Origin of the sequence: Nostoc sp. NMS9, assembly GCF_017114995.1 — a bacterium.
Classification (GTDB): Bacteria; Cyanobacteriota; Cyanobacteriia; order Cyanobacteriales; family Nostocaceae; genus Nostoc.
Genome location: NZ_JABXKL010000032.1, coordinates 160,659 through 187,615, shown reverse-complemented (window position 1 = coordinate 187,615; position 26,957 = coordinate 160,659). Strand labels below are relative to the sequence as shown.

The 26,957-nt window shown below is 41.6% G+C and carries 23 protein-coding genes; 16 read left to right on the top strand and 7 right to left on the bottom strand.

Translation table 11 applies throughout. The features are described from left to right. Positions 1 to 9 precede the first annotated feature (9 nt). Together HWQ40_RS11550 and HWQ40_RS11545 are read right to left on the bottom strand one after the other, a co-directional pair. Positions 10 to 1,272, bottom strand: a complete 1,263-nt coding sequence (locus HWQ40_RS11550; protein ID WP_292777813.1) for a response regulator — start codon at positions 1,270 to 1,272, stop codon at positions 10 to 12. A gap of 30 nt (positions 1,273 to 1,302) precedes the next feature. After that, positions 1,303 to 3,189 carry an ATP-binding protein gene (locus HWQ40_RS11545; RefSeq protein WP_292777811.1) on the bottom strand — a complete coding sequence of 629 codons (1,887 nt, stop codon included), beginning with the start codon at positions 3,187 to 3,189 and terminating at the stop codon, positions 1,303 to 1,305. A gap of 261 nt (positions 3,190 to 3,450) precedes the next feature. Between HWQ40_RS11545 and petN the strand changes: the two genes are divergently transcribed. From petN to HWQ40_RS11520, 5 genes are all read left to right on the top strand, one after another. Further along, a complete protein-coding gene (gene petN, locus HWQ40_RS11540) occupies positions 3,451 to 3,540 on the top strand; it encodes a cytochrome b6-f complex subunit PetN (RefSeq protein ID WP_012408302.1) in 90 nt (29 codons plus the stop codon). Positions 3,541 to 3,547: 7 nt separating this feature from the next. Then, positions 3,548 to 3,709, top strand: a complete 162-nt coding sequence (locus HWQ40_RS11535; RefSeq protein WP_292777808.1) for a hypothetical protein — start codon at positions 3,548 to 3,550, stop codon at positions 3,707 to 3,709. A gap of 153 nt (positions 3,710 to 3,862) precedes the next feature. Next, a complete protein-coding gene (locus tag HWQ40_RS11530; RefSeq protein ID WP_292777805.1) occupies positions 3,863 to 7,012 on the top strand; it encodes a GAF domain-containing protein in 3,150 nt (1,049 codons plus the stop codon). A 979-nt stretch (positions 7,013 to 7,991) separates the two neighbouring features. Beyond that, positions 7,992 to 9,281: a three-Cys-motif partner protein TcmP gene (tcmP, locus tag HWQ40_RS11525; protein ID WP_292777803.1), complete on the top strand. Its 1,290-nt coding sequence runs from the start codon at positions 7,992 to 7,994 to the stop codon at positions 9,279 to 9,281. Between the two features lie 89 nt (positions 9,282 to 9,370). Continuing rightward, positions 9,371 to 10,336, top strand: a complete 966-nt coding sequence (locus HWQ40_RS11520) for a radical SAM protein (RefSeq protein WP_292777801.1) — start codon at positions 9,371 to 9,373, stop codon at positions 10,334 to 10,336. Between the two features lie 60 nt (positions 10,337 to 10,396). Here HWQ40_RS11520 and HWQ40_RS11515 read toward each other — a convergent pair whose 3' ends face one another. The 3 genes from HWQ40_RS11515 to HWQ40_RS11505 all read right to left on the bottom strand — a co-directional run bounded on the left by HWQ40_RS11515 (position 10,397) and on the right by HWQ40_RS11505 (position 13,366). Continuing rightward, positions 10,397 to 11,803 carry an NAD(P)(+) transhydrogenase (Re/Si-specific) subunit beta gene (locus HWQ40_RS11515; protein ID WP_292777799.1) on the bottom strand — a complete coding sequence of 469 codons (1,407 nt, stop codon included), beginning with the start codon at positions 11,801 to 11,803 and terminating at the stop codon, positions 10,397 to 10,399. Then, positions 11,800 to 12,093: an NAD(P) transhydrogenase subunit alpha gene (locus tag HWQ40_RS11510; RefSeq protein WP_100900811.1), complete on the bottom strand. Its 294-nt coding sequence runs from the start codon at positions 12,091 to 12,093 to the stop codon at positions 11,800 to 11,802. The genes HWQ40_RS11515 and HWQ40_RS11510 overlap by 4 nt, the downstream gene beginning before the upstream one ends. A 100-nt stretch (positions 12,094 to 12,193) precedes the next feature. Beyond that, positions 12,194 to 13,366: a Re/Si-specific NAD(P)(+) transhydrogenase subunit alpha gene (locus HWQ40_RS11505; protein ID WP_292777796.1), complete on the bottom strand. Its 1,173-nt coding sequence runs from the start codon at positions 13,364 to 13,366 to the stop codon at positions 12,194 to 12,196. 766 nt (positions 13,367 to 14,132) lie between these two features. Between HWQ40_RS11505 and HWQ40_RS11500 the strand changes: the two genes are divergently transcribed. From HWQ40_RS11500 to HWQ40_RS11470, 7 genes are all read left to right on the top strand, one after another. Then, positions 14,133 to 14,645 carry a DUF2808 domain-containing protein gene (locus tag HWQ40_RS11500; protein ID WP_292777794.1) on the top strand — a complete coding sequence of 171 codons (513 nt, stop codon included), beginning with the start codon at positions 14,133 to 14,135 and terminating at the stop codon, positions 14,643 to 14,645. A 99-nt stretch (positions 14,646 to 14,744) separates the two neighbouring features. Continuing rightward, positions 14,745 to 14,879: a 50S ribosomal protein L34 gene (rpmH, locus tag HWQ40_RS11495; protein ID WP_099102484.1), complete on the top strand. Its 135-nt coding sequence runs from the start codon at positions 14,745 to 14,747 to the stop codon at positions 14,877 to 14,879. A 26-nt stretch (positions 14,880 to 14,905) separates the two neighbouring features. Continuing rightward, on the top strand, positions 14,906 to 15,328 hold the full coding sequence (gene rnpA, locus HWQ40_RS11490; protein WP_292777790.1) for a ribonuclease P protein component: 423 nt from the start codon (positions 14,906 to 14,908) through the stop codon (positions 15,326 to 15,328). Next, positions 15,315 to 15,707, top strand: coding sequence for a PH domain-containing protein (locus HWQ40_RS11485; protein WP_292777787.1), 393 nt, complete (start codon positions 15,315 to 15,317; stop codon positions 15,705 to 15,707). The genes rnpA and HWQ40_RS11485 overlap by 14 nt, the downstream gene beginning before the upstream one ends. Before the next feature lie 161 nt (positions 15,708 to 15,868). Beyond that, positions 15,869 to 17,020: a membrane protein insertase YidC gene (yidC, locus tag HWQ40_RS11480; RefSeq protein ID WP_292777784.1), complete on the top strand. Its 1,152-nt coding sequence runs from the start codon at positions 15,869 to 15,871 to the stop codon at positions 17,018 to 17,020. Continuing rightward, on the top strand, positions 17,017 to 17,544 hold the full coding sequence (locus HWQ40_RS11475) for a R3H domain-containing nucleic acid-binding protein (RefSeq protein WP_292777783.1): 528 nt from the start codon (positions 17,017 to 17,019) through the stop codon (positions 17,542 to 17,544). Before yidC ends, HWQ40_RS11475 begins: the two co-directional genes overlap by 4 nt. 154 nt (positions 17,545 to 17,698) lie before the next feature. Then, positions 17,699 to 18,217: a YceD family protein gene (locus tag HWQ40_RS11470; protein ID WP_292777782.1), complete on the top strand. Its 519-nt coding sequence runs from the start codon at positions 17,699 to 17,701 to the stop codon at positions 18,215 to 18,217. Between the two features lie 128 nt (positions 18,218 to 18,345). Here HWQ40_RS11470 and HWQ40_RS11465 read toward each other — a convergent pair whose 3' ends face one another. After that, a complete protein-coding gene (locus HWQ40_RS11465; RefSeq protein WP_292777780.1) occupies positions 18,346 to 19,467 on the bottom strand; it encodes an HNH endonuclease in 1,122 nt (373 codons plus the stop codon). Between the two features lie 130 nt (positions 19,468 to 19,597). Between HWQ40_RS11465 and HWQ40_RS11460 the strand changes: the two genes are divergently transcribed. From HWQ40_RS11460 to HWQ40_RS11445, 4 genes are all read left to right on the top strand, one after another. Further along, a complete protein-coding gene (locus tag HWQ40_RS11460) occupies positions 19,598 to 19,720 on the top strand; it encodes a hypothetical protein (protein ID WP_292777779.1) in 123 nt (40 codons plus the stop codon). 81 nt (positions 19,721 to 19,801) lie between these two features. Next, entirely contained in the window at positions 19,802 to 21,313 is a 1,512-nt protein-coding gene (locus HWQ40_RS11455; RefSeq protein ID WP_292777778.1) for an AAA family ATPase, read from the top strand. 283 nt (positions 21,314 to 21,596) lie between these two features. Continuing rightward, complete coding sequence (locus tag HWQ40_RS11450) at positions 21,597 to 22,106, top strand: SH3 domain-containing protein (RefSeq protein ID WP_292778026.1); 510 nt, start codon at positions 21,597 to 21,599, stop codon at positions 22,104 to 22,106. A gap of 213 nt (positions 22,107 to 22,319) precedes the next feature. Continuing rightward, positions 22,320 to 23,741, top strand: coding sequence for a peptidoglycan-binding protein (locus HWQ40_RS11445; protein WP_292777775.1), 1,422 nt, complete (start codon positions 22,320 to 22,322; stop codon positions 23,739 to 23,741). Here HWQ40_RS11445 and HWQ40_RS11440 read toward each other — a convergent pair. Then, a complete protein-coding gene (locus HWQ40_RS11440) occupies positions 23,738 to 26,764 on the bottom strand; it encodes an SMC family ATPase (RefSeq protein ID WP_292777772.1) in 3,027 nt (1,008 codons plus the stop codon). The two genes, HWQ40_RS11445 and HWQ40_RS11440, sit on opposite strands and share 4 nt — an antisense overlap. Positions 26,765 to 26,957: the final 193 nt, after the last annotated feature.

The following is a 26,957-nucleotide window of genomic DNA, read 5'->3' as shown; positions in this document are numbered from 1 at the left end:
ATATTGTTCTCATGTATGAATTTTGATGATAAACTCGGTTCCCATACCAGGTTGAGAACTCACTTCTAAAACACCTTTGTGTTTTTCTACAACTATTTGATATGCGATCGACAAGCCAAGTCCAGTACCTTTTCCAACAGTTTTTGTGGTAAACAACGGCTCAAACAAGCGTTTTTTAAGCCGTTCAGGAATACCAATCCCATTGTCAGCAATCCGAATTATAACCAATTGTTCAGAATCTATTTCTGTTGCAATTTTAATCTGAGGAATTAGATTGCTCATTTTGCCTTCTATTATAGCTTCATCAAGGGCATCAATTGCATTTGCTAAAATGTTCATAAATACTTGATTCATCTGCCCTAGATAGCAGTTTACCTCTGGTAATATTCCATAAGTTTTAATAACTTCAATGCCAGGACGATCGCCATTAGCCTTGAGGCGGTGTTGTAAAATCACCAGTGTACTATCTATTCCTTGGTGCAAATCAGCAGGTATTTTGGCATCACTATCTGAACGAGAGAAGTTGCGGAGTGAATTAGAAAGGTTTTGAATTCTTTCGCTTCCTATCTGGAGTGAGTTCAAGATTTTTCCCATATCTTCGAGAACAAAGTTTAGATCCAAGTTTTTAATAGTATTGGTAATTTGGGCTGTTGGGTTTGGATACTCTTGTTCATATAGTAGAAGCAACTCGGTTACTGCTGTAATATGTTCTTGCAAGGGTGGAATATTGCTGGAAATAAAGTTGATAGGGTTATTGATTTCATGGCCAATACCAGCGATTAGCTCTCCGAGTGTTGATAGTTTCTCTTGCTGCACTAGTTGGACTTGAGCTTTTTGCAAAGCCTTGGTGCGATCGCTAACTTGTTGTTCCAAAGATTCAGTCAATTGTTTGAGTTGTAAATGTACGCGCACTCTCGCAATGACTTCCTCTTGTGCAAACGGTTTAGGGATATAGTCAACTGCACCAAGGGAAAATCCCTTCGTTTTGCTCTCTGTATCTGCTAAAGCAGTGGTGAAAATAATCGGAATGTTTTGGGTAACAGGATTGGCTTTGAGGCGGCGACAAGTTTCAAATCCGTCAATACCGGGCATTTGTACATCCAGCAAAATCAACTCTGGTTGATTGCGTTCAGCTTGAGCGATCGCACTTTCTCCATCGACTGCAACCCGAAAACGAAAACCCTCACTATTAAGCGCTTCACACAGCACAGATAAATTTGTTGGATTATCATCCACAATCAAAATAAATCCAGCATCTGAGGTCTTGGGCATGATGAATTAACAATTGAAATTTAACTCAAATTAATTGATATATTGTTGAATAAAAGTTTCCAAACGTTTAAGTTGGAAATTACTAGCAAGCTGGACGATCTGCTGGGTAAAAATGCTTAAATGCTCATCAGATTTAGAAAGTTCCTCGGCTAGTTCCAAAATTTTTTGAATATCGCCGTCTTGTGTTAGCTCGAGTAATTCTTGTAAAACCTCTTTGCCAGGATAAATCATCTCATTTGGTCGATCCAAAGCATCTGTATCGGTTTTTTTGATTTCATTTACCTTGCCGTCAAAAATCCATTCTAGTTGCAAAAATTGTCGTAGCATTTCTAGCAGTGTTTCAGCTTCTACAGGCTTTGGTAGAAATGCATTTGCACCGACATCAATACTCTTGTACTGGTCAGCTGCAAACACACTGGCTGAGGAAGCGATGACAGCAATCTCTTTAAATTGCTCAGATTGACGCAAACGTTCGATCAACTCAAATCCATTCAATATAGGCATCACGAGGTCAGTGATAATCAAGTCTGGTTTGTGGGCTAAAGCCTTTTCCCATCCTTCCTGACCCTGACTAGCTTCTACAACAGTAAACCCAACTGGCTCTAGTAAATTTACAATTACCGATCGATTTTCCCATTTGTCATCCGCAATCAAAATGGTGCGGCTTTGTCCTTGATAACCAATAATTGTTCCTTGCTCAACTACTCTAGAAACCTTTGCCCAGTCTTTAGATTCCGGGAATTCTGCCTCAAACCAGAAAGTACTACCTTTGCATAAGGTACTTTGCACTTGAATTTGACCACCCATCAACAAAACAATGTTTTGGCTGATTGCTAATCCTAAGCCTGTACCTTCAGATTGTCGTTTTTGATTTCCCACTTGTTCAAAGGGTTGGAAGATTTTCTGGGCTTGTTCAGGGATTATCCCTGCACCAGTATCTATTACCTCAAAGCGAATTTTGTAGTTAATTTTTCCATTAGTATTTAATTGTTGAGCAATGACCTTAACTATGAAGGTGACACTGCCTTCATTAGTAAATTTAATCGCATTACTAAGCAAGTTAATCAGTACTTGCCGCAAGCGTTTTTCATCAGTATGAATGCCCGTTGGCAAATCAGAATCGAGTTGGACGTGAAATGCGATCACCTTTTGCTCTGCCCGGATGCGACAAATTTCAGTCACGCTATCTATAAAGGCAGGCAAGTAGAAATCAACAGGATACAATTCTAGTTTCCGGGCTTCTATTTTGGAGAGATCCAGGACATCATTAATTAGGGTTAAAAGATGAGAACCACATTGATAAATGATGCTGACTCCTTTGCGTCCTTTTTCACTCAAAGACTCTGTGCGTTGGAGAATTTGTGTATAGCCCAGAATACCGTTAAGAGGTGTGCGTAGTTCATGACTCATATTGGCAAGAAATTCACTCTTGGCTTGGCTGGAGTTTTGAGCAACTTCTTCTGCAAAGCGTAATTCTTTTTCGATGCGCTTGCGCTCGACAATTTCAGTTGAAAGCGCTCGATTAATAACTTCTAACTGGGCTGGACTGGGTAGTGTCAGAGCTTGAGGCATGAGATAAAATAACGCAAATGCCGTATATATCGAAATAATGGCAGTTAAAGCTTTTAAACTACCTGCAACCCAATAGTCTGGATGCCAAAGTGTCCAAATATCCATCAAGTGTCCAGTACCGCAGGCAATAATAAAAGCACCAAATAACAAAAAGACTCCATTGAAAGGAACGTCTTTACGCTTGGAAATAAAGTAAATCAGTAAGAAGGGAATAGAATAATAGGCTAGAGCGATCGTGGCATCAGAAATAATGTGGAGCCAAACTAATCCAGTTTGCCAGAGATAACAATGTCCGTGAGGAATAAAACCGCTGGAGTGAAAAGAATAGTTGAAAAATGTCGGCATGATATTAGGGGTTGCTCGATTGTAAATATATACGCATAGCCCTAGTATTCCCAAATCATTAAGTCAGAAAGCGCGATCGCTACTTTTTTACATTCGTCTTTATCGTTGCTTAAAATACTAGCGTATCAAGAAAATTTGTTTGGTGTCTTTTTTGTGCTCGCACGCAAAACTTACAATGTCATTGATAAAAAAATCTCAGCCTGCCCAATCCCTGTATGATAAATATTAGAAACCTTTTGTAATTATTTGAAAAATGGGACTATGGAGATTTTGACACTAGGTTGGGTATCGCTGTTAGTTGTGTTCACTTGGTCAATTGCAATGGTAGTGTGGGGACGTAACGGACTGTAGAGGCATTGTGGAAAGTCCATTCTTGAATATTTTGGCTTTATTTGCTGTAGTGCTGCTCGTAGTAGTCACTGGTGGTATTGGTTATTTGACCCTGGCAGATTGGCGCGATCGCCGTCGCCGAGATGAAGAAAAACGTACCACCCGCAGCGCCACTCCCAAGCGGCGATAATTTTCTTGTAATTGAAAAATCTTTTTGTAGGGACGCGATACTATCGTGTCCCTACACTATTTTGTATGATAGCCCAGGAAATAACTGTTACCTTTGCGATCGCAACGGGAATCATGAAATAGAAGACTTTCAATATTTAAAGTCCCACTGGGAATGGAAAACTCCTCTACTACTCAACCCATACAACCAAATTCAGAACGGCAAGAATCTCATTCAGATGTAACATGCTCCTTGCGTCAGAATGAGCAACAAAAAGCCTTATCTGGAGTTATTGCCCGTATTCGGGAGTCTCTAGACATAGAAACTATCTTCAAAATTACAGTCACTGAAGTCCGCCAACTTCTCAAAAGCGATCGGGTTGGCGTGTTTCGTTTTTATCCTGATTTGGCATGGGAAGGGGAATTTATCTATGAAGATGTGGCAACAGAATGGGATTCGGCACTAGCAGTCAAACTGCGCGACCATTGCTTTAATGAGGAGTTCGCAGGACTTTATCAGCAAGGTCGAATTAGAGCAATAGCTGATATTTATCAAGTTAATGCCAGTGATTGCTACATCCAAATTCTAGAAAAATTCCAAGTACGTGCCAATATAACTGCCCCCTTGATTAAAGGTAAAGATTTATGGGGATTGTTGTGTATTCATCAGTGTGGTAGTCCTCGAAAATGGGAAGCATCAGAAATTGAGTTTGTGCAATTAATCGCCGAACATCTAGGAGTTGCTTTACAACAAGCAGATTACCTGGAACAAGTAAAACTACAATCAGCAGAACTAGCTCAAGCAAAAGCCAGAGAAAAAGCAGCCCAATGGCAGAAAACCATAGCCATCACCATTGAGAAAATTCGCCAGTCCCTAGATTTGGAAAGCATTTTCCACACAACCACTGCAGAACTTAGACAGCTGCTAAATGCTGACCGCGTGGCTATTTATCGCTTCAATCCCGATTGGAGTGGTGAATTCGTGTTTGAATCAGTGGCAGAGGGTTGGGTTTCCCTCATACATCAACAGTCGCAACGGCCGGAATTGAAAGAGAACGTCAGCGAATGTAGCGCCAAAGATTTAGCTAAACCTCCAGTCGCTGATACCTATTTACAAGATACAGAGGGTGGGAGCTTCACTCAGTGTGAAGTGTACCGAATTTGTAATGATATTTACAATTCAGGCTTTAGTGACTGCTACATTAAAATTTTAGAGATATATCAAGCAAGAGCTTATGCGATCGTTGCCATTTACCACGGTCAGAAGCTTTGGGGCTTGCTAGCAGCGTACCAAAATGCTGGATCTCGTGATTGGCAAAAAGATGAGGTTTACTTGCTTACTCAAGTGGGCACCCAACTAGGTGTGGCTTTGCAGCAAGCAGAATTTATCCAACAAATGCAAATCCAAGCAGCAGATATCAGCAAAGCTGCTGAAAGGCAAAGGGCGTTGGCGCACACAGTAGAAAAAATTCGTCAGTCTCTTGAAATTGAAGCCATATTTAAAACCACTACTCAAGAAGTTCGTCGGCTATTAGAAGTGGAACGAGTCGCAATTTATCGCTTCTATCCTGATTGGAGTGGAGAATTTGTGGCTGATTCCATTGTTGATGGCTGGACACCAATGGTTAAGCCGCAGCCTGTGACAGAACGCGTTCTTGTGCAACGAAAACAAGCGGGTAAGTATGCACGTAATGAAGTTTTTGTACCAATTTCTCAGGGTGAAAAGCTGTGGGGATTACTAGTAGCTTATCAAAACTCTCAGCCTCGTTATTGGCAAGATGAAGAAATCAACTTGCTAGCACAAGTTGGCGTTCAATTGGGGGTAGCATTACAGCAAGCTGAATCCTTGACACAGATGCAGGTGCAAGCCCAAAAACTGGCTAAAGCCGCCCAACGAGAACGGAAAGCAACCGAAAGACAGAAGGCTTTAGCTGCAACAGTGGAGAAAATCCGCCACTCTCTTGATATTGACACCATTTTTGCGACCAGTACAGAAGAAGTCCGACGGCTATTGGAAGTTGACCGAGTGACAATCTATCGATTCGGGACTGATTGGAGTGGCGAATTTGTTGCTGAGTCTTTAGCCCAAGGTTGGACACCAGTAAAGGAAATTGTACCTGCAATGTCTGCGACGGGCTACACCTATGCAAGTAATTACTTGCAAGAAACCCAAGGCGGGGATTTTGCTAATGGCAAAACTCTTGTGATTAAGGATATTTACAGCACCGATGATTCTATTTCTTATATTGCCCTGATTGAACTAATGGAGGCTAGGGCATATATGATTGTGCCGATTTTTCAGGGTGAGAAACTTTGGGGATTGCTAGCAGCTTATCAAAATATCAAACCCCGTGATTGGCAAGAAGATGAGGTAGATTTGTTGATGCAAATTGGTACTCAGTTAGGCGTAGGACTTCAGCAAGCAGAATTACTGGAACAAACTCAACGTCAAAAAGAAGAAATCACCCAGACTCTTAAAGAATTACAGCACACTCAGAGCCAGTTAATTCAAAGTGAGAAAATGGCAGGCTTAGGGCAGTTAGTTGCTGGTGTAGCACATGAAATTAATAACCCGATTAGTTTCATTTATGGCAACATCACTTATGTTACTGAACATACCGAAAATTTATTTAAATTACTGCGCCTTTATCAGAAACAGTATCCTAAGACAACAGAGGAAATTAAAAAGCAAGTAGCAGCACTAGATTTAGATTTTATTAATGATGACTTGCCCAAAATTCTTACTTCGATGAAGATGGGGGCAGATCGGATCTCTCAATTAGTCTTGTCGTTACGAAGTTTTTCTCGACTTGACGAAGCAGGAATGAAGCCCGTTGATCTTCATGAAGGTATCGACAGTACTTTGCTAATTTTACAACATAGACTGCAACCACAAACTAATTCTTTTACTATTGAGGTAGTTAAGCAATATGGTGAATTGCCCCTAGTAGTCTGCTATGCAGCCCAGATGAATCAGGTGTTTATGAATATTCTCAACAACGCGATCGATGCACTGGAAAACTCAGCAACTAGTGGAAAAATAATTGACAATCCTAAAATTTGGATACGTACAGAAGCCATACAAGGGAATACTGTTCTGATTTGGATTGCTGACAATGGTTGTGGGATTCCAGAGATTGTGCGATCGCGCATCTTTGAACCTTTCTTTACCACTAAACAACCTGGACAAGGTACTGGCTTAGGGTTATCTATTAGCTACCAAATTATTGTGGAAAAACACGGCGGTAATATCAAGTGTATTTCTGAACCTGAGAATGGCTGTGAGTTCTGGATAGAAATACCGATAAAACGGACAATTAGTTAGGAAAAGATAGGCGATGCATTCTCTACAAGACGCTACGAGAGGCTACGCCAACGCACTGTGGAGATTTTGCAGGCGATGACTGTGCTTTTTTATCAGGAAGAATGGGAGGCTATATTAACAGATTTAATAAATAGTCCTGCTTTTTCTTTGGCACCAGCACTTTCAGATGACGCGATTAGTCGAGAGAGTATTTACACCAGAGAAGATGAAATGTTATGAGCTATTTGGTAGATACTAATATTTTGGTGCGTTTGGTGCAGAAGAATAGCCCAATGCACTTTGATACTCAAAGAGCGATATTGATGCTCAAGAGACAAGGGGAATTATTATATATAATTCCACAGAATCTCATTGGATTTTAGGCTGTTGCTACAAGACCAATTAATAGTAATGGTTTAGGGTTATCCACGGCTCAAGCATTAGAAGAAACTGATAAACTCAATAATATATTTATACTACACCTTGATACACGTGCTATTTTTGGTGAGTGGGAATCTCTAATTGTTAAATACCAAGTCATGGGAAAACAGGTGCATGATGCACGTTTAGTTGCGGCCATGATAACACACCAGATTACGCATCTACTTACATTTAATATTGATGATTTTAAACCTTTTTCTGCGATTGTAGTTGTTGATCCGTGTAGTGTTACACCGCAGTCTTAATAATATTGTAGAGCGATCGCACTGTGAGATTTAGCGATGCCTTCGGCGGACTTCGCCTACGCTCTTTTTAACGAACCACAGAGGTGCAGAGAAAACAGAGGAACAGAAGAGAGCGATCGCATTTCAATAAAAAGTTAGTGATCGCTTTTTTTTAACGAACCACAGAGGCGCAGAGAAAACAGAGGAAGAAGAGGGCGATCGCACGCTGGAGATTTTGCAGGCGATCACTTTTTTTAGAGAACTTGGCGTGTGTGATCGCTTTTCAATCTACTTATTTTAGATTAGTATTGAATATTACTGTGGAGACAATCAACATGAGCGAATCACAAGCAACTTGGAGTGCTGATGGAAAGCATGTTCCTGATATAAATCCTCATACCAAAGCCAAGCATCAAATTATTGAAACATATCTTGAAAATCTTATTTACACACTTTATGGCAAAGGTAGATATGGAGAAAGAACGTTTACTTTTGTTGATGGATTTTGTGGAGGTGGTATGTATTATGACCAGGATAATAAAACAGAGTGGCAAGGCTCACCTATTAGAATTATAGAAGCTATTCGCGCAGGCTATAAAAAATCAAAACGCCAGTATGATTTAAATGTTAAATTTATTTTTATAGATAATAATCGAGAACATTTAGCTTGTCTTAAAAATTATTCCATGCCAAAAGCTGGTCTAGGCGAGTTAGTTAATGGGCAAGCACATGAATTTAAAGGTGAAGTTGGAAAGTTAGTAGAAGAATGTGAATTTATATGTGGCGAATTTGAGAATTTGGTAAATGAAATTATATTCAAAATCGATATTCGCAAAGGACACTCGTTCTTTTTTCTAGATCCCTTTGGATGGACTGATGTTTCTATGCAAAGTATTAGGAAAATTAATGATTTAAGAGGATCGGAAATACTATACACGTATATGATTGATTTTATCAAAAGATTTGTTATTGGTAAGTCTGGAAAAGAAAAAGATACATTTAACAGAATGCTAGAGGCAGAAGAATACTATAAATTTGATAATTTTAATAGTTTTGAGACAACAGGAGGTAAGTGTTCTCTTAGAAATGAATCCATGAGGTTATTTAGAAACAAAGGGAAGGCTGAATATGTATTTACTTTTTCAATGATTCCTAGAGGTAATGTTAGCGTTTTATATTATCTCATGCATCTTTCTCAAAACATTAGGGCTTTAGAAGTAATGAAAGAAAGTTTTTGGCAAGAAAATAACTTAGATTATCAATATTATTTTGAATTGTATGGACATGGGTTCAGAACAGTAGATTTTTATGAAGAAAACCAACTGGAATTGAAATTTGATATTACCAAAAATAGTGAGGAATTCTGTTTAGAGAAGTTGGATACTCATCTCGGCAATATTATACGTAATAGTCAAGACGGAATTATTTTCCGTGAGCTTTGTCATCAAACTATGGAACGGAACCCAGCTAGTAAAGAGCATTATACAATTTATATAAATCTACTTAGAAATGAAAAAGAAATAGAGATTTGGAGAAAAGGTGAAATAGTAAAAGAGCGTAAAGTTGATTTACGAAAAAGTGATATAATCAAATTAACTAAATATAAACAGCTTTCAATTTTTTAAAATATTTTTTATCATATCTTAAATAACCAAACTAAGGATGTGAGGATTTCTAATACTAATAATAAACTATATAAATAAAAGTGTGTGCTATGTCTATTGTTAAAGGCGTTGAAAAAATTGTTAATCCTCTGCAACAGAGCGCTCTTAACAAAAAAGGGCTATGTGACTATGTGGTTAATGTAGCATCAGGGTGTTTGCATGGATGTACATTCTGTTATGTACCTTCTACGCCTGCAATTAGGACAAAACAAGCACAATTGCATTCAAAAGGAGTAAGCGATCCTCAAATGGATTGGGGACAGTATTTATTTGTTCGAGAAGAGATACCTGAGCAACTAGAAAAAATCCTTAGTCGTAAAAGGTCTTGGCGTGAAACACCAGCAGGAAAAGGTGTAGTATTAGTCTGTTCTGGTACTGATCCTTATCAAACTAAACAGACTGCAAATGTTACGCGGGGTGTTGTTGAGGCTTTATCGAGATATAAGAAAAAAATCCGAATTCTTACTCGTGGTCTGTTATGGGTAAATGATATTGATATTCTTAATCGTACCAATGTGATCGTTGGCATGAGTTTACCATACCTAAATGATGAACTCAGTCGGCAGATTGAACCTCAAGCTCCTCCTCCTTCAGAACGTTATAAAGCAATGCTGGCAGGTCATAAAGCTGGGTGTAGAATGTATGTTGCAGTTGCTCCTACTCCTCCAAATATGACTTTAGATGATTTCAAAAGACATTTGGAAAAAATAATGTGTATCAATCCAGAAGTTATATTTTGGGAGCCTATTAATGCTCGCGGAAGTAATGGAAAACGTATGATAGCGGCAGGCTTGGATTTTACGGATTCCATAAGGCATAAAAAGTCATGGGCTGAATACTTTAAAAGGCAATGGAATGACATTGAAACAGCCGCAAGAGAGGTTGGATGTGAGGATCGGCTTCACATTTGGCCCGATCCCGAACTTAGAGGGCTTGTTGATGATGTCAAGCTGGATTATTGGTTGTATAAGCCAACAGTGGAAAAGTGGGATAGCTTGACATTCTTAAAAAAGTAGAGACGCGAAATTTCACGTCTCTACTTTTTGCGTTCTCTGTGCCTCTGCCGTTCGTTTCTCTTACAGTTGCTTCACTTCCGAAACCAACTTCGACACCATATCCTTAGCGCCACCAAAAAGCATCGTAGTTTTATCCTTGTAGAACAACTCATTATCTACACCGGCAAAACCCGTACTCATCCCGCGCTTAATTACAATCGTCTGCTTCGCCCGATCTACTTCCAAAATCGGCATACCATAAATCGGGCTATTTGCATCACTCCGCGCCGCAGGATTTACCACATCATTTGCCCCAATTACTAAAGCCACATCAGCTTGTTCAAACTGGGGATTTATATCATCCATGTCGTACAACTGGGTATAAGGCACATTTGCCTCCGCCAGCAACACATTCATGTGCCCCGGCATTCTCCCAGCAACAGGGTGAATGGCATACTTGACATCAACGCCCATTTTTTCTAACTGATCTGACAATTCCCGCACACTGTGTTGCGCTTGGGCAACTGCCATACCATAACCAGGTACAATTACCACAGAACGGGCATAACCCAACATCATCGCCCCTTCTTCAGGATCAATGCTGCGGACAGTTTGATCAGTTGCACCACCACTAGCAGCAGCACCACCAGAACTAGAACCTGTGCCAAAAGCGCTGAATAGCACACTAAATAAGGAGCGGTTCATCGCCTTACACATAATCTCAGTAAGGATTAAGCCAGATGCTCCTACCAAAGCACCAGCGATGATTAACATATTGTTCATCACCACGAACCCAGCCGCCGCCGCCGCCACACCTGACAACGAGTTCAACAGTGAGATTACTACTGGCATATCGCCGCCACCAATGGGGATGACGAACATCACACCCAGCACCAATGAAACCCCAACCACTCCCAAGAATATGGGTAAGCTATCTGGTGTGATGATTAAATAGGCACTACCTACCAAATAAGCACCCAGAAGCAAGAGGTTAAATGGTTGCTGGAATGGAAATGTAATCGGGGAACCGCTAATTAAACCTTGCAATTTGGCAAAGGCAAGAAAACTACCTGTGAAGGTAACGCCACCAATTAACACGTCCAATAGCATGGAAATGTTGACATCTAGCGGTATCGTCTGAGAGCTATCTAATAACCGCCAGAATTCAGCAACCGCGACTAATGCCGAAGCCGCACCGCCCAAACCGTTGAGTAAACCCACCATTTGGGGCATTTCCGTCATTTGGACTTTGTAGGCAACGATCGCACCAATTCCCGATCCAATCGCCAAGCCCAACAATATCATCTCGTAGTTCAACACATGCTGATCGAGCATTGTCGCCACAATTGCTAGTAGCATACCCACAGCCGCTACGAGATTACCGTTCCGCGCTGTAGCGGGCGATCCCAGCTTTTTCAAGCCCAGAATGAATAACGATGCAGCGACTAAGTACGTCAGCTGAATGCCAGTTGGTAAAAAGTCGCTCACGCCTTAATCTCCTTCTTCTTGAACATTTGCAACATTCTGTCTGTCACTAAAAAACCACCCACAACGTTGACTGTTGCTAATACTACAGCAATCAAGCCGAGAATTACTGACACACTCGTGTCTCTCGCACCAGCAGCAACTATTGCTCCCAGTACTGCAATCCCAGAAATCGCGTTTGAGCCTGACATCAAAGGTGTGTGTAGAGTCGGTGGAATTTTATTGATGACTTCAAAGCCAATAAAAGATGCCAATACAAATACAAACAAAGCAGCAAGTAATGCCTCTGTCATGAAATCAAAACTCCTTGTGTAAATGGGAATGGGGCATTGGGCATTGGGCATGGGGCATTGGTTATTCTCTTTGTCCCCTTACCCCCTCATCTCCCATTCCCTAATTAACCGCCGGTTGTTGAGTATTCGATGCTTGTAGCGCATCCCGCACTCGTTGATTGCGAATTTCACCCGCATGGGTAACGCAAGCTGCATCAACGATGTCGTCGCCAAAGTCTACCTGCAAAGCTTTGTCTTTAATTAGCAGTTGCATCAACGACGTTACGTTCTTGGCATACAATTGGCTGGCGTGAATTGGCATTGATGATGGGAGATTGATGGGACCGATAATTGTTACGCCATTCCACACAATATCTTTACCTGGTTCGGTACAGGCGCAGTTACCACCCTGTTCAGCAGCTAAATCCACAATCACTGAACCTGGTTTCATTTGTGCCACCATTTCTTCTGTAACGAGCCGTGGTGCTTGTCTCCCAGGCACTTGGGCTGTAGTGATCACTACATCAGAATTCTTAATGTGTTCAGCGACAACTTCTTGGGTACGTTGTTTGCTAGCCTCAGAAATTTCCTTGGCGTAACCGCCAGCAGCAACGGTTTCTTCGTCTAATTTGACTTCAACGAATTTTGCCCCTAAGCTTTGCACTTCTTCTTTGACGGCGGGACGAATATCAAAGGCTTCTACCACTGCTCCCAAACGTCTGGCGGTGGCGATCGCTTGCAATCCGGCGACCCCAGCGCCCATAATAAATACTTTCGCTGGAGCGATCGTACCTGCGGCTGTGGTTAACATCGGGAAGTATTTCGGTAATGCAGCTGCCGCAATTAATACTGCTTTGTAACCTGCTAATGAAGCTTGCGAGGACAAAGCATCCATACTTTGCGCTCTGGTGGTACGGGGGATCATCTCCATACTCAAAGCTGTGACTTTCCGATTTGCTAGTTGCTGGGCTACAACGGGATTTCCCAAGGGATTGAGGAAACTGACTAAAACAGCCCCTTCCTTTAACAAGTCAATTTCTGAGCGTCCATCTTCTCGTTCTTGCGGTGGACTGACTTTCAGTAGAATATCTGTTTCACCCCATAATTTGGCAGTATCGCTGATTATTGTGGCTCCTGCTGCTTCATAGTCAGGATCACTGAAAAAAGATCGCTCTCCTGCACCTGCTTCTACCCAAACTTCCAAACCTTGTTTTACCAATCGAGCAACTGTGTCAGGAATTAATGCCACACGACGTTCACAAACTTCAATTTCTTTAGCAACTGCTATTCTCATGAAATCTCCTGAAGATAAATACCTAATGTTCTGCCAAGTAAGCGATTGTCCAGATGATGCGTGTCCCGCACTTATAGTACTTAGGCAGGAACATCAGCCATGAATTTTACTTGTAGATTGAACCTTGAATCTTTCCTCTCCCACTCTTAGCTCTCCAGGCAAAGCCTCACTTTGCCGCTCGCAGATGTCATATTTTCAGATAGTTGCAAACAGGGTTACGTATTGCACATCCTAAATTGATTCCCAAATTTTGCATCTTTATCTTTAGCTTGTTTTCGGGATTGAGAAATTTTGGTATTCCTTTCTTATAGAGTAATATTGACCGAATTTTGAAACCTTGATAATTTCCCAATCAAATTTTAATGATTACAACTTCGATTCCAATCCAACTTATTTTAATCAATTTAGCCCAACTTAACTGGCGATCGCTAATGACATGGATCAATTTTTATAACAAAATTCTCAAATTTAGATACACTTATACATATTTGGAAACACAATCCAACCCCCAACTGTGTTTATATCTAGTTCAAATTTGACCAACTTAGTAATCAAATCATGGCTATATAAGGGTAATGAAGTAAATTCAATATCCGTTTTTTTTACACTAAGTAATTTTACTGTTGCCTAAAATTCAGATAGAATGGCACTTTTTTTGGAAATTAAACGTCCATTGTCAGGAAGCCAATAGTAAAGTTTAGTAAAGAATACTAACACACAGTTATTTTAGATAACAGATTTATATTTTGGTAGAGGAAGCCCGATTATGCGACGTTTACTTTCTGCTTTAGCCGTGACTAGCTTTTTGGTTACTGGATTACCAGCCTTGACTTTGGCACAAAGCTTACCTGGATTTACGCTGTTTAGCGGCGTAAAATCCGAAAATCAGCTGCCCTTTAGGTTAGATTTTGGTGGACAAGCAAATGGTTGGGATAGATACATATTAAGGATTCCAGCCAAAAGAATGAAATTGGCAGTTGGTCAATTTGCCATTACCTACCCTGATTATTACAAAGGAACTTTTGACCAGAAAAAAATTGAAGTCCGAGTCAAAGGCAAAGCAGTTCCGCTTTCTGAGGTGAAGTGGGACAAAGAAGGTAAACTGATTAATATTTTTCCTCAAGAGCCAGTGCCAGCAGGTAGCGCAGTCGAGGTAGTGTTATCTAACGTGAAAAACCCATCCTTCGGCGGAGTTTACTATTTTAACTGTCAAGTGCTCTCTCCTGGCGATGTGCCACTACTGCGCTACATGGGAACATGGATTTTGAGTATCAATTAAGAGTAGGGATGTAACTAATCGGCGATTCCCAATTTCCTTACAAAGTGATACAATTAGAGATTGTGAGTTTTTATAAAAATCACCTAAGAGGAGAACAGTATGAAAAGAACACTGGGCGGCACTAGCCGTAAGAGAAAAAGAACCTCTGGTTTTCGCGCCAGGATGCGGACACCAGACGGCAGAAACGTGATTAGCGCCAGAAGAAAAAAAGGACGTCACCGTCTGAGCGTTTAGGGCATATTTAAGCTAAAAGAGCATCTGTGGCTTTGCCCAAAGCAAATCGGCTAAAATCCCGAAAGGATTTCCAGGCAGTTTTCCGAGAAGGAATTCGGCGTCATGGCTCTTATTTAACATTGAGAGCCTTAAAGCCCTTATGTTCAAAGAAACCATCTTTGGACACTGCCACTCAGACTACACAAGCAACTGACTCAGCACATCTTGCCAGCACGCTGATTGGCATTTCGATTAGCACAAAAGTCAGCAAAAGGGCAGTGGTTCGCAACCGAATCAAACGGCAAATTACTGCTGCTTTACATAACTTGCTGCCAAAATTATCACCAGGATGGCGGCTAGTATTCATTGTCAAACCCACCGCAGCAGAATCTAAGTGCGTAAGCCCACAATTTCTGCAAGAATTAGAGCAGTTGTTGGCACAAGCTGAGGTGTTCGATGGGAATTCGTGAAGATGTTTATTATGAAGGTGGGCCCCATGTTGGGGATTTAATTGTTAACCTGCTGATTGGGCTAACCATTGTTGGGCTACCATTAGCAGTCGGGGCAATTGTCAGGGCATTGTGGCTGCGTTTCCGCATCACTGATCGCCGAATTACTGTGATTGGAGGTTGGCAGGGACGCGATCGCACTGACGTAATTTACTCAGAAATTGTCAAAATCGTTAAAGTTCCCCGTGGCATTGGCTTTTGGGGAGATATGGCGATCACCCTAAAAAACGGCAGTCGTCTCGAATTGCGTGCAATTCCCAATTTTCGGGAAGTCTATGACTACATTAACGAAAGAATTGCTGCGAAAAATCCCGAATTTAGCGCTCCTGCTAACAAATGATGGCAGCAGGGGAAGATGAGGGAGATGAACCAATGCCCAATTCCCAATTCCCAATTCCCGATTTAAATGTGCGGCTATCCGTAGCGAAAGATAGTCGCCGACAGATCATGATTTAGATAAATTAGATTCAGTTTACAGTACCTCAGGTTGAATTCAGAATAATGGATTTTGGTATCGGCTTTCTCTCGAACAACGTGATGCTGCCAATCATAGATTTTTTCTATGGTATTGTGCCTAGCTACGGATTAGCGATCGTTGCTTTGACCTTGATAGTCCGCTTCGCGCTCTATCCCCTGAGTGCTGGCTCAATTCGCAACATGCGGAAAATGCGAATTGTACAACCTCTGATGCAAAAGCGGATGGCAGAAATCAAAGAGCGCTATAAGGATGAACCGCAAAAGCAGCAGGAGGAAATGGTTAATGTCCAAAAAGAATTTGGCAACCCTTTGGCAGGCTGTTTTCCATTACTAGTGCAAATGCCAGTCTTGTTAGCGCTGTTTGCCACCTTGCGGGGTTCACCTTTTGCAAGTGCGAACTACAGCGTTAACCTGCAAATTCTTCCTGCAGAACAAATCGAACAAATTCAACCGCAAGCCTTTGCCACTGCTCCTCAAAATATTTACGTTGCAGATGGGGAACACGTTAAAGTAGCTGCCATTATTCCTAGCGGAAATAAATTAGCGGTGGGAGAACAAACCAAGATACAGTATCAGACTGTTGAAGGTAAACCATTCCAGGTGCTTTTAGCAGAACACCCAGAAAATAAGCTGATTCCTGATTGGAAAATTACCAAGGGTGAAGATAGGATAAAAATTGATGCTCAGGGCAATGTAGAAGCCTTGCAACCAGGAGATGTCACCATTCAAGGAACAATTCCTGGACTAGCAGCAGAAAAAGGCTTTCTATTTATTGATGCTTTAGGCAGGGTTGGCGCACAAGATGCAGATGGCACAATCCACTGGGATATCGTCGCCATGATCGTCTTCTTTGGGATCAGCCTTTATGTTAGCCAAATGCTTTCCGGGCAAAATTCCAGCGGTGGCAATCCGCAGCAGGATACAGTTAACAAAATCACCCCCGTCATCTTTTCTGGGATGTTTTTGTTCTTTCCCCTACCAGCTGGGGTACTGATGTATATGGTGATTGGTAATATTTTCCAAACCGCCCAAACTTATCTTCTCTCCCGCGAACCTCTACCAGAAGAACTGCAAAAAATTGTAGAAACCCAGGAGAAAGAAGCAGCAGTCACAGAACAAAAAGCATTACCGTTTGAACCAAAAAGTGCCAAGAAAAAGGCTACAGGGGGATCATGAACGACATTCCGATGCAGCGAGGTCAGCAGTGGTTAAAAACCCTGCTGGAACTCACTGGAATACCTGTTGAGATTCAAGGTCATTTAGAAACTGCCCAATCTCAAGACGGCGATTCTCCAGAACCAGATAACTACTGGTTGACTATTGACCAAACTAATTTGACATCAGAACAAATCCAGGTGTTAATTGGTGCTGATGGTTCTGTGTTAGATGCGATTCAGTATCTAGCAAATTCGGTTCTAAACCTTAGCCAACCCGCGGAAGAACAAGCCTCTTACACCATTGAGTTAAATGGCTACCGGGTCAAAAGAGAAGCCGAAATTCGCGCATTGGCAGAAGCAGCAGCCGATGAAGTGCGCTTTTCTGGTAGAGAAGTGGAAATCAAATCTCTTAGTTCTGCTGAACGGCGTCAAGTTCATACCTTCTTGAAGGAATTTGGAGATTTAGAAACCTTCAGTCGCGGTAAAGAGCCACATCGTCATCTGGTTGTCTGTCCAGCTTCATTGGAAGGAGTTAGCAGTTAGGAGTTAGGAGTTATGAGTTTGGAGTTGATTGAAAACTCATAACCATATATAATTTCAAAATTTCTCTTGTTCTTAAGGGATAAAATAAAGATTTAGTATCAGTATAATTGCTGGTAATCGAGATAAATTTTAGTGAGGATGTCTCACAAATCCTATGGACGCAATTTATATTCCGCAGCTAACTCAAGCCCCGGAGCGGACAGAGGAAGTTCAGGTTAATGAATTTCTGCCTGGTCTGGAAACTTTGACACCAGTTCGCGGTCATGTGCGCGTACAGCATCATGGTAATTACTTGCAAGTGTCTAGTCAGGCAGAAACAATTATTACTTGTACCTGCAACCGCTGTTTGCAGCAATACAATCGACGTTTAGGGCTTGATACGAAAGAAATCATCTGGTTAGACGAAACTGCAAATCAGGCAAATGACTTGCCCTTAGAAAGGGAAGTAGTTATGGAAGAGTTGCTGGAAAGCTTACCGCCTGATGGTTATTTTTATCCAAACGAATGGCTGTATGAGCAGATGTGGTTGGCAGTACCACAACGGCAACTATGCGATCGCAATTGTCCAGGTATTCCTGTAAGTAGTACTGTTGAGAGTTCTGAGAGTTCTGAAACTCCAGTTGATCACCGTTGGGCTTCTCTGGAAGCGCTGAAAAAGCAACTTCCAGGATAGGTATTTAACGCGCCGTTTGCTGTATTACGGCGCAATTAATTATCTATTTGTAAGTAGAAATTGCCTAGACTACCAATGCACCTGTTGTAAGTAGAAATTGCCTAGACTACCAATGCACCTGATAAAGTTTACTGCTGATTAAAAAATCCTTTTTCGTGCAGCAAAGCAGCAATTTTATCAGTACATTCTATAACTAATTCTGATGCCATTTTTTCATTGAAAACTGTACCTTGTGGAATATCTTTGAAGGAATTTTCTATAACATTTTCAACTTGTTTGCTGAAGCTTTCATAAATTTGCTTATCATTTATGACTTTAAATAGGCAACTAATGGAATTTTGAATTTGCTGCAAGTTATTCTCTCGAAGTGTTACGGTTTTCAAAACTTCATTTCTAGAGAGATTAATCTCACTAACTTTATCTATAATTTTTTGACCTATAACATCAAAAGAATAGAATTCTTGATATTCTCTCCCTGTATAACTATCTGATAGTAATACTAGAAATTTGAAGGTACTAAAAAGTTCGATATAAGCATACAGTATTTTTTCGCTAGGATTGCCTACAACAAATAAAGTATGTAAAACTTCTATATTTTCTGAATTGTAATTAGTAATATTTTCTGGATAATAGTGCCAAACAGTATTATTTAACTGACCATCTATTATATAAGGAATTAAGTGCGATATATGATTTCGCTCCCCTCCTTTATAAATATAGAAACTAGTTGCCATTTTACAGATGGCTCGAAATGCTTCATCTCCTCCAAATGTGAGTTGATACTTAAGAGGACTATCAATAAATTCTTGTCGCTTGATTGCATTACTCATAAGTTCCTGAACGTCAATCCAGGGGTGATTACGTTTAAGCCCATTAAGCACCACTCTCATCTCATTTTCATCTCTACTAGAGACAGAAAGGTAGACATTATCTCCATCGTATCTCACATCCCTAGTTGGTTCGATTCGTGCTATTTTGCCACCAGAAATTAAAGATACCTCTTCACCTGTACTAACTATTTTTGCTTTGGTGTATGGATTCTTACCTCTATCACGCTTGATGTCAAGAACTAAGCCTATAATATTTAGCTGCTTACCAAGAGCAGCATCTATGCCATCAAAGTGTGGAGCACATTTTTTGCAAATCAAAGATGGTGATTTGAGCCTGCCTCCTATTGAATTGAGTATTATATGTTCTTTGTAAATATTATTTGGACTAATTTCGCATTCACAAATGTAACATTTAGACATATATTTTGCTTAATTCTTAGAATAGTCAATATTTATAAATTTTATTTAGCGAAATTAGGCTGAATTTGCTAACGAAAAACAATGTTTACATCCAATTTTTAATAATTTTCTGGCAAGAGGCTGTAAAAAAGTGAAAAAATTGAGTAGTTTTAAGCACCTGATTATCCTGACAGGTGATTCAACTATACTCACCACAAAAGAGCGATCGCTCACCCTTTCTAACATAGAGCGATCGCACTGGCAACCGCTATGAACTGGTAGATGTTGGTTTTTTAGTTGTTAGAGGCGATACAAACCTGAACAATGAGAGAAGAACAAATAACCACAGCTATATATGAACTTCCGTGAAGAGTTTAAACTGCTGCTACGTGCCCGCTACCCTTTGATTTATATTCCCACATACGAAGAAGAGCGGGTAGAAGCAGCTATCCGGGAAGAAGCAACCAACCAGGGTAATCGCCCAGTGTATACTTGGGATTTTGTCGATGGCTACCAAGGAAACCCCAATGATGTTGGGTTTGGGCGACGTAACCCGTTGCAAGCTTTAGAATTTATCGAAAAATTACCAGCTTCTGCACCTGCGGTATTGATTCTACGAGATTATCATCGCTTTTTAGATGATGTAGCGATCGCTCGCAAACTCCGTAACCTGTCGAGGCTTCTCAAGTCGCAACCAAAAAATATTGTCCTACTGTCACCACGCATCGCCATCCCTGACGACTTAACCGAAGTGCTGACAGTCGTCGAGTTTCCCTTACCCGCCGCCCCAGAAATTAAAACTGAGGTAGATCGCTTGCTACAAAGTACTGGTAACTCACTTTCTGGCAAAGTTTTAGATGATTTGGTGCGCTCTTGTCAAGGACTTTCGATGGAACGAATTCGCCGGGTTTTGGCAAAAGCGATCGCTACCCACGGTGAATTGCAACCAGAAGATGTGGATCTGGTTTTGGAAGAAAAGCGCCAAACTATCCGTCAAACCCAAATCCTGGACTTCTACCCCGCCACTGAGCAAATTTCTGATATTGGCGGACTGGATAACTTGAAAGACTGGCTGATTCGTCGGGGAGGCTCGTTTACTGATAAGGCGCGACAGTACGGATTACCGCACCCTCGTGGTTTAATGTTGGTGGGTATTCAGGGGACTGGTAAATCATTAACGGCAAAAGCGATCGCTCATCACTGGCATTTACCCCTGCTACGTTTGGATGTGGGAAGGTTATTTGGTGGTTTGGTGGGTGAATCAGAATCTCGGACTCGCCAAATGATCCAAGTAGCTGAAGCCCTCGCTCCCTGTATTTTGTGGATTGATGAAATAGATAAAGCCTTTGCTGGACTTGGTAGCAAAGGCGATGCAGGAACAGCCAGCCGTGTGTTTGGCACTTTTATTAATTGGCTAGCCGAAAAAAGCTCACCCGTGTTTGTCGTCGCCACCGCCAACGACATCCAAGCTTTACCACCGGAAATGCTCCGCAAGGGGCGATTTGATGAAATCTTCTTTGTGGGATTGCCCACCCAAGAAGAGAGAAAAGCAATTTATGATGTTCATTTATCCCGACTGCGCCCTCATAATTTGAAAAGTTATGACATCGAAAGGTTGGCTTATGAAACGCCTGATTTTTCTGGGGCCGAGATTGAGCAAACTTTAATTGAAGCGATGCATATTGGATTTAGCCAAAATCGCGACTTTGCTAACGACGACATTTTAGAAGCAGCCAGTCAGATTATACCCTTGGCACGAACTGCCGTAGAGCAAATTCAGCAACTCCAAGAATGGGCTGCTGCTGGGAGAGCGCGTTTAGCATCTAAACACAATCCTTTGAGCGAACGCCTCCGGCGCACTACGTGAACCAAAATAAATGTAGAGACATAGCACTCCTACGTCTCTACATTTATTTTGGATAACGCATATTTAATTTCACCAAATGTCTATTCAGCATAGCTACAATAATGAGTTAGTCAATAGTTAATGATGAATTATTATGGACTATTGATTCTTATACTGATGGGTTACTTGCTTCTCTACTCGTAACCGTTGAGAGCTAGTTCAACACCACTCTCCTCAATGGAGGGAAAATACGCAGATGACTGGCTCACCTTCACCTTTGACTCTTGATAATCAGGTTTTAATTATGTTGTCTGGCTTAACAAAGTTTATACTGGGGTTTTTCTTAGCGATCGCTGTGCTAATAGGTGGCGGTGCTGCAATTGCACTCTATTTTATGAATCGCACCGGCATAGCCCCTGCCAAACCCGTTTTTTCCAACGATAGTCCCTCGGTGAAAGCCCAAGCTCCTAAAGGAACTGAGCCTGGAGGAGGTAAACCCGCTCTTACACCTGGGACACCTACTCAATCGTCTCCAAGCTCAACCTCTACTCCCACAGAATCACCAAAGGCTACCCCATCATCAAAACCATTACCATCGGGAGCTTACCGAGGGCGTGTTAATTGGGCTGAAGGCTTGAGTTTGCGATCGCAACCAAATCAAGAAGCTGAAAAGATTGGTGGGGTTGGTTTTAATCAAAAAATTATTATTTTGTCAGAAAGCGAGGATAAAGCTTGGCAAAAGATCCGTTTGGAAGGTAGCGAACAAGAAGGTTGGGTGAAAGCAGGTAATACTGAAAAAGTTGATGAACAATAGGCATTGGGTATTGGGCATTGGGCATTGGGAAAGAGGAGGCAGGAGTTCTTTAATTTTGAATTTTGAATTTTGAATTTTGAATTGATTTCTCCCCCTCATCCCCCTTGTCTCCCCACTCCTCAGGACACTTACTTATAAAGAATCATACGAAAAGTAATTATTACACACCGTAAGTGGTATACTTTTTTATAGTCATTAACTCGAAAAAAGCAAGTGAAAACAGGGGTAGCTAGCCATTTAACCAAGCTTGCCTCAGTCTACGAGGCATCCGAAAGCATCAAGGTTGTTCCTATCGTAGTTAATTTTAAATTTTTAAATTGGAAAAAGTTATCGACTGATGCTGCAATGCGTCTTTTGTCTGTGGCTCTGATTACGGGGCTTCTGAGTATTGCTGGAGAAGCTTTAGCACTTCAGAAAATAGGAAGTAATGGGCCTGAAGTTAGCAGTAGCCAGAGATGTTTAAAAAAGTTAGGCTATTTTAACGGCCCGGTGACAGGCAAGTTTGCTAGCTTGACTCAAAATGCTGTGATCAAATTCCAGCAAGCCAATAGAATATCTGCTGATGGAGTTGTGGGTATTAGTACTCAAAGAGCCTTGCAACGAGCCTGTCAAGGTAGAAGTTCCAATAGAAATATCGGTGGCGCATCGCGCTCGCCAGTTAGTCAATATCCTACTCTTTCTCAAGGCAAAACTGGTGCAGCGGTCACAAGATTACAACAGCGTCTACGGCAGTTAGGCTACTTTAATACTAATCCCACTGGGAATTTTGGACGAATTACTAAAGATGCAGTAATTGCATTCCAGCGGAATTATCGCATAACTGCTAGCGGGATTGTGAATCGACAAACTTGGAACGCACTAATGGGTTCCTCTCCGACTTCAGGAAGATCGAGTCTCTCTACTCAACAAGTCAGAGAACTCCAGGTGCGTTTGCGGCAGCTAGGTTATTTAAATGCTGATGCCACTGGGAATGTTGGCCCAATGACTAGAGAAGCTGTAATTGCATTCCAGCGAAATAATGGACTACCTGTTGATGGCATCGCCAATGCCCAGGTTTTGGACTCAGTGCGTAGAGTCTCCACAGGTGGTATTCAACAACCAGGTAGAAATTATCTCACTGTAGGCGATCGCGGAGAAAATGTCAGATTAGTTCAAGAGCGTTTGGCGCAGTTGGGTTTCTCTAATACTAATCCTGATGGACTTTTCAACGATTACACCAGACAATCTGTGATTGCATTCCAGCAATATTCTCGAATTAATTCTACTGGAAATGTAGATTGGCAAACTTGGGAAGCATTGGGATTAAATGGTTCAACTGGGGGCAATTATACCGAGAATAATGGTTATGTATTAGCTGAGACTAATCGCTATGCATTACCTCCTGCCAATGACTATGTAGTACCTGTTACCAATGGCAATACATTAGTTGCGAATAATCCTTACAGAGTAATAATTCCAATTTCCAGTAATGATACTCTGAGTAAAGTGCAACAATATATACCCAACGCTGTCGCGGAGCAATCCAATTTAGGGGATTATGTGAATGCTGGAGCATTTAGCGATCGCGCCCAAGCAGAAACGCTAACGAAAAAGCTCCGCTCATTAGGTCTGGATGCACGGGTAAAATACAATTAAATTGACAAACTCAACTGTGAACCTTGCTGAGTTTTATTAACCTCAATCCTGGCTTGGAAGGCTTCTTTGAGGTGGGGCATGTGGGTAACAGTGAGGATGCAAGCAAAATCGGAAGCGATCGCATTAATCGCGGCAATCAAGCGATCGCATCCTTCAGCATCTTGTGTACCAAAACCTTCATCCACAATTAACAATTGCAACGCCGCCCCCGCCCGTTGTGCTAATAATTTCGCCAAAGCCAAACGGATGGCAAAATTAATTCTAAATGCTTCCCCACCTGAGTAAGTTTCATAAGCTCGTGTTCCTCTAGAATCGGCGATTAAAATATCTAAGGTGTCTATCAGCTTGGCATTTTTCTTGGTTGATTTAGCACTGCGACCAGCTTTTTGAGTAATAAATTGTACATGAAACTGATTCCCACTCAACCGCGAAAGTAGTTTATTTGTCTCGGCTTCCAGTTGTGGCAACACATTCTCAATCATCAGTGCTTGGATACCATTTTTACCAAAAGCTTGCGCTAATTCCTGATAAACCCGATATTCCTGCTTGCAAGATTGTAATTGCTGCTGCTGTTGTTCATATTGAATTTGTAGCGTTTCCAGTTGATGCGCCAGTTGTTCTAAACGCCCCAACTTAGCTATTTGCTCATCAAGTTGCCGTCTGCGGATTGCTAACTGCTGCTCTAAAGCTTGGATTTGGGGAGATGGGTTAGCTGTTGCTTGTAGTTGCTGAATAATACTTTCGATTTGGCTGCCGAGTTTTTGGCGCTCCGTTACTCTGGCGCTTCTAGACTCCTCTAACTCTTGCAACCTCGTCTGGAGTTGCGGATACTGCTGCTGGGCTGATAGCAGTTGTTGATACCGCAAATGCCAAGATTGAGCTTTCTTTGCAGCCATGCGGAGATTGTTGTGTTGTTCAGAACTATAGCCAATTTCAGTAATGTGACGCTCAAGGGCCGCGATTTGTTTAGCACATTCAGAATCAATCTGATCTTGCTGGATTCTGGCTTGTAATTGGGCAATTTGGGATTTAAGTTCTGGTTTTCGGGCTAATAGTTGCGCTTGTCGCTTAGTTGCATCTTTAATTTGCCCTTGTTTAATTTCTGCCCATCGCCACCGCTCAACTTCGCTCCGGGCGAGGGCGTGGTCTTGTTCACTATAATTAACTTGTTGCAGATATTGATCTAGTTGCCGGAGTTCGGCTTGTTTGTCGGGAGCGTAATCACCAGCTTGGAGCGATCGCTCTAAATGCTGTTTTTCAGCAGCAATTTGTTGTAACTGTTGTTGCACATCAGTTGTCGCTTCTAATTGTGCTGCTAACTGTCCCCGCTGTTCGCGTAAACCATCGTAGCCCGCCAATTGTTGAGATATGTCGCGATATTCCTGCCTGAGTGTCTGAATTTCTTTGTCAGACACAGCCAATTGTTCCCGAACTACCCAAAACTGCCCTTGAGTATCCTCTAACTCACTTTGGGTTTTTTCCACTACCCGACTCCAGTGATGTTCGTCTAAAGGACGCTCACATAATGGACAAAGTGCTTCAGGATTTTGCAGCATTTGCAATTTTTGCTCTAATTCTCCCAACAGTTTTTCATAATCCCGTTGGTGAGCTTGCAGACGTTCGATAAAGTGCCGCCTTTCTTGCCCTTTTTCTTGGACTCGTTGCAGATAAACCCGCTTTTTCTCCAGTTCCTCAATCTGGATTGCTACATCCATCACCGCTTGTTGTAGTTGCGGTTGGCGGCCATGCTGGCGTTGCAATTGGTTTTCAGTACTTTGGAGTTGTTCGAGTCGCGCTACTAAACCAGCATGAGTGCGATCAAGTTGGCTTTGTAAAGTTGCTCGTTGTTGCAATAAGGGAGTCACTTGCATTTGCAGTTGATCTAAACGAGCAACATGGTGACGAGCTGCGGCTAGTTGTGACAAAGCGGCTTCTACTTCACCTGATTTAGTGAGAGTTTGCTGAATGTCTCGCTCTTGTTGCTGCAAAGCTTCTAGCTGCGCTTGGGCTTGTTGCAGTTGCCGTTCGATTTCGTGAATTTGTTTGGTAAGCTGTTGTTGCTTTTGTTGGCGATTCTGCCCAGCGCGGGTGTGTTCTTCAAATTTGACAGCAAAGGCTTCTTCTTGAGATTGTAGACTTTGATATTGAGCGTATCCAGCTTTAATCTCAGCTTCTTGGTGTAATATTTTTTCTAAATCTGATAGCTGAGAGCCAATAGCTGATTGTTCTTGTTGGAGGCGATCGCAGTCTTGGGTAAGATTTTGGTATTGCTGCTTTATAAAGCTGAGTTGTTGTTCCCAATTTTGGCGCTGATGCTGGACAACTTGCAAACTTTGTAATTGAATATTATCAAAAGCTTGTACCTGTTGCAGTTGGTTAAGTTCGGCTTCTAATTCCACTCTTTGCGCTTGGGTGATCTGGCGTTGTTGCAGCTGAATTTTTATCGACTCCAAAGAACGCTCTAACTCTACTGCCTGTGCTTTAAACTGACGAGAAGATTCCTTTGCCCGTTCTTCCAAATCATCATACTGATTGAGTTTCAACAACTCCGCTAAAATTTCTTTGCGTTCCGTGGGACGCTTGAGCATGAATTCATCTGCACGACCTTGACGTAAGTAGGCAGAATTAATAAATGTATCGTAATCGAGCTTGATGTGTTCTAAAATCAAATCTTGGGTTGCTCTTACCCCTTTGCAAGTGAGTGAGCGAAACCCAGATGGTATTTCTATTTGAAATTCAAGGACGCTAGTACCTCCCCGAATTCGGGTACGAATCACCCGATATTTTTGCTGGTTACTTTGGAAAGTAAAATCAACCCGAACTTCTTTCGCACCAGAATAGATGACATCATCTTCAGCAGTGGCACGGCTTTCACCCCAAATTGCCCAAGTGATTGCTTCTAAAAGAGAAGATTTACCTGCACCATTGGAACCACAAATACAAGCCGTATGCAAACCGCCAAAATCTAAAGTTGCATCACGGTAACTGAGAAAGTTTTTGAGGATAAGTTGTACTGGGATCATTCAGGCTATAGCGCCACATCTACTTTTAATAAATAACAGTACAGATGCACTGTTTGTTAGTTTAGCTATCTAGATATCAGGTTTCTAGTCTTGAAGACATCAAATTTACAAAAATTTACAATACTATCAGTCAATTTTTCTTATTGCATGAAAAAGTTTTACTGTCTTCGGAGAAAAATAAAACTCTCCAGGA

Excerpts from the sequence above, each read along its gene's own strand:
- HWQ40_RS11550 (WP_292777813.1), bottom strand. The coding sequence starts at position 1,272 with ATGCCCAAGACCTCAGATGCTGGATTTATTTTGATTGTGGATGATAAT.
- HWQ40_RS11545 (WP_292777811.1), bottom strand. The coding sequence starts at position 3,189 with ATGCCGACATTTTTCAACTATTCTTTTCACTCCAGCGGTTTTATTCCT.
- petN (WP_012408302.1), top strand. The coding sequence starts at position 3,451 with ATGGAGATTTTGACACTAGGTTGGGTATCGCTGTTAGTTGTGTTCACT.
- HWQ40_RS11530 (WP_292777805.1), top strand. The coding sequence starts at position 3,863 with ATGGAAAACTCCTCTACTACTCAACCCATACAACCAAATTCAGAACGG.
- tcmP (WP_292777803.1), top strand. The coding sequence starts at position 7,992 with ATGAGCGAATCACAAGCAACTTGGAGTGCTGATGGAAAGCATGTTCCT.
- HWQ40_RS11520 (WP_292777801.1), top strand. The coding sequence starts at position 9,371 with ATGTCTATTGTTAAAGGCGTTGAAAAAATTGTTAATCCTCTGCAACAG.
- HWQ40_RS11510 (WP_100900811.1), bottom strand. The coding sequence starts at position 12,093 with ATGACAGAGGCATTACTTGCTGCTTTGTTTGTATTTGTATTGGCATCT.
- HWQ40_RS11505 (WP_292777796.1), bottom strand. The coding sequence starts at position 13,366 with ATGAGAATAGCAGTTGCTAAAGAAATTGAAGTTTGTGAACGTCGTGTG.
- HWQ40_RS11500 (WP_292777794.1), top strand. The coding sequence starts at position 14,133 with ATGCGACGTTTACTTTCTGCTTTAGCCGTGACTAGCTTTTTGGTTACT.
- rpmH (WP_099102484.1), top strand. The coding sequence starts at position 14,745 with ATGAAAAGAACACTGGGCGGCACTAGCCGTAAGAGAAAAAGAACCTCT.
- HWQ40_RS11485 (WP_292777787.1), top strand. The coding sequence starts at position 15,315 with ATGGGAATTCGTGAAGATGTTTATTATGAAGGTGGGCCCCATGTTGGG.
- yidC (WP_292777784.1), top strand. The coding sequence starts at position 15,869 with ATGGATTTTGGTATCGGCTTTCTCTCGAACAACGTGATGCTGCCAATC.
- HWQ40_RS11475 (WP_292777783.1), top strand. The coding sequence starts at position 17,017 with ATGAACGACATTCCGATGCAGCGAGGTCAGCAGTGGTTAAAAACCCTG.
- HWQ40_RS11470 (WP_292777782.1), top strand. The coding sequence starts at position 17,699 with ATGGACGCAATTTATATTCCGCAGCTAACTCAAGCCCCGGAGCGGACA.
- HWQ40_RS11465 (WP_292777780.1), bottom strand. The coding sequence starts at position 19,467 with ATGTCTAAATGTTACATTTGTGAATGCGAAATTAGTCCAAATAATATT.
- HWQ40_RS11455 (WP_292777778.1), top strand. The coding sequence starts at position 19,802 with ATGAACTTCCGTGAAGAGTTTAAACTGCTGCTACGTGCCCGCTACCCT.
- HWQ40_RS11450 (WP_292778026.1), top strand. The coding sequence starts at position 21,597 with ATGTTGTCTGGCTTAACAAAGTTTATACTGGGGTTTTTCTTAGCGATC.
- HWQ40_RS11440 (WP_292777772.1), bottom strand. The coding sequence starts at position 26,764 with ATGATCCCAGTACAACTTATCCTCAAAAACTTTCTCAGTTACCGTGAT.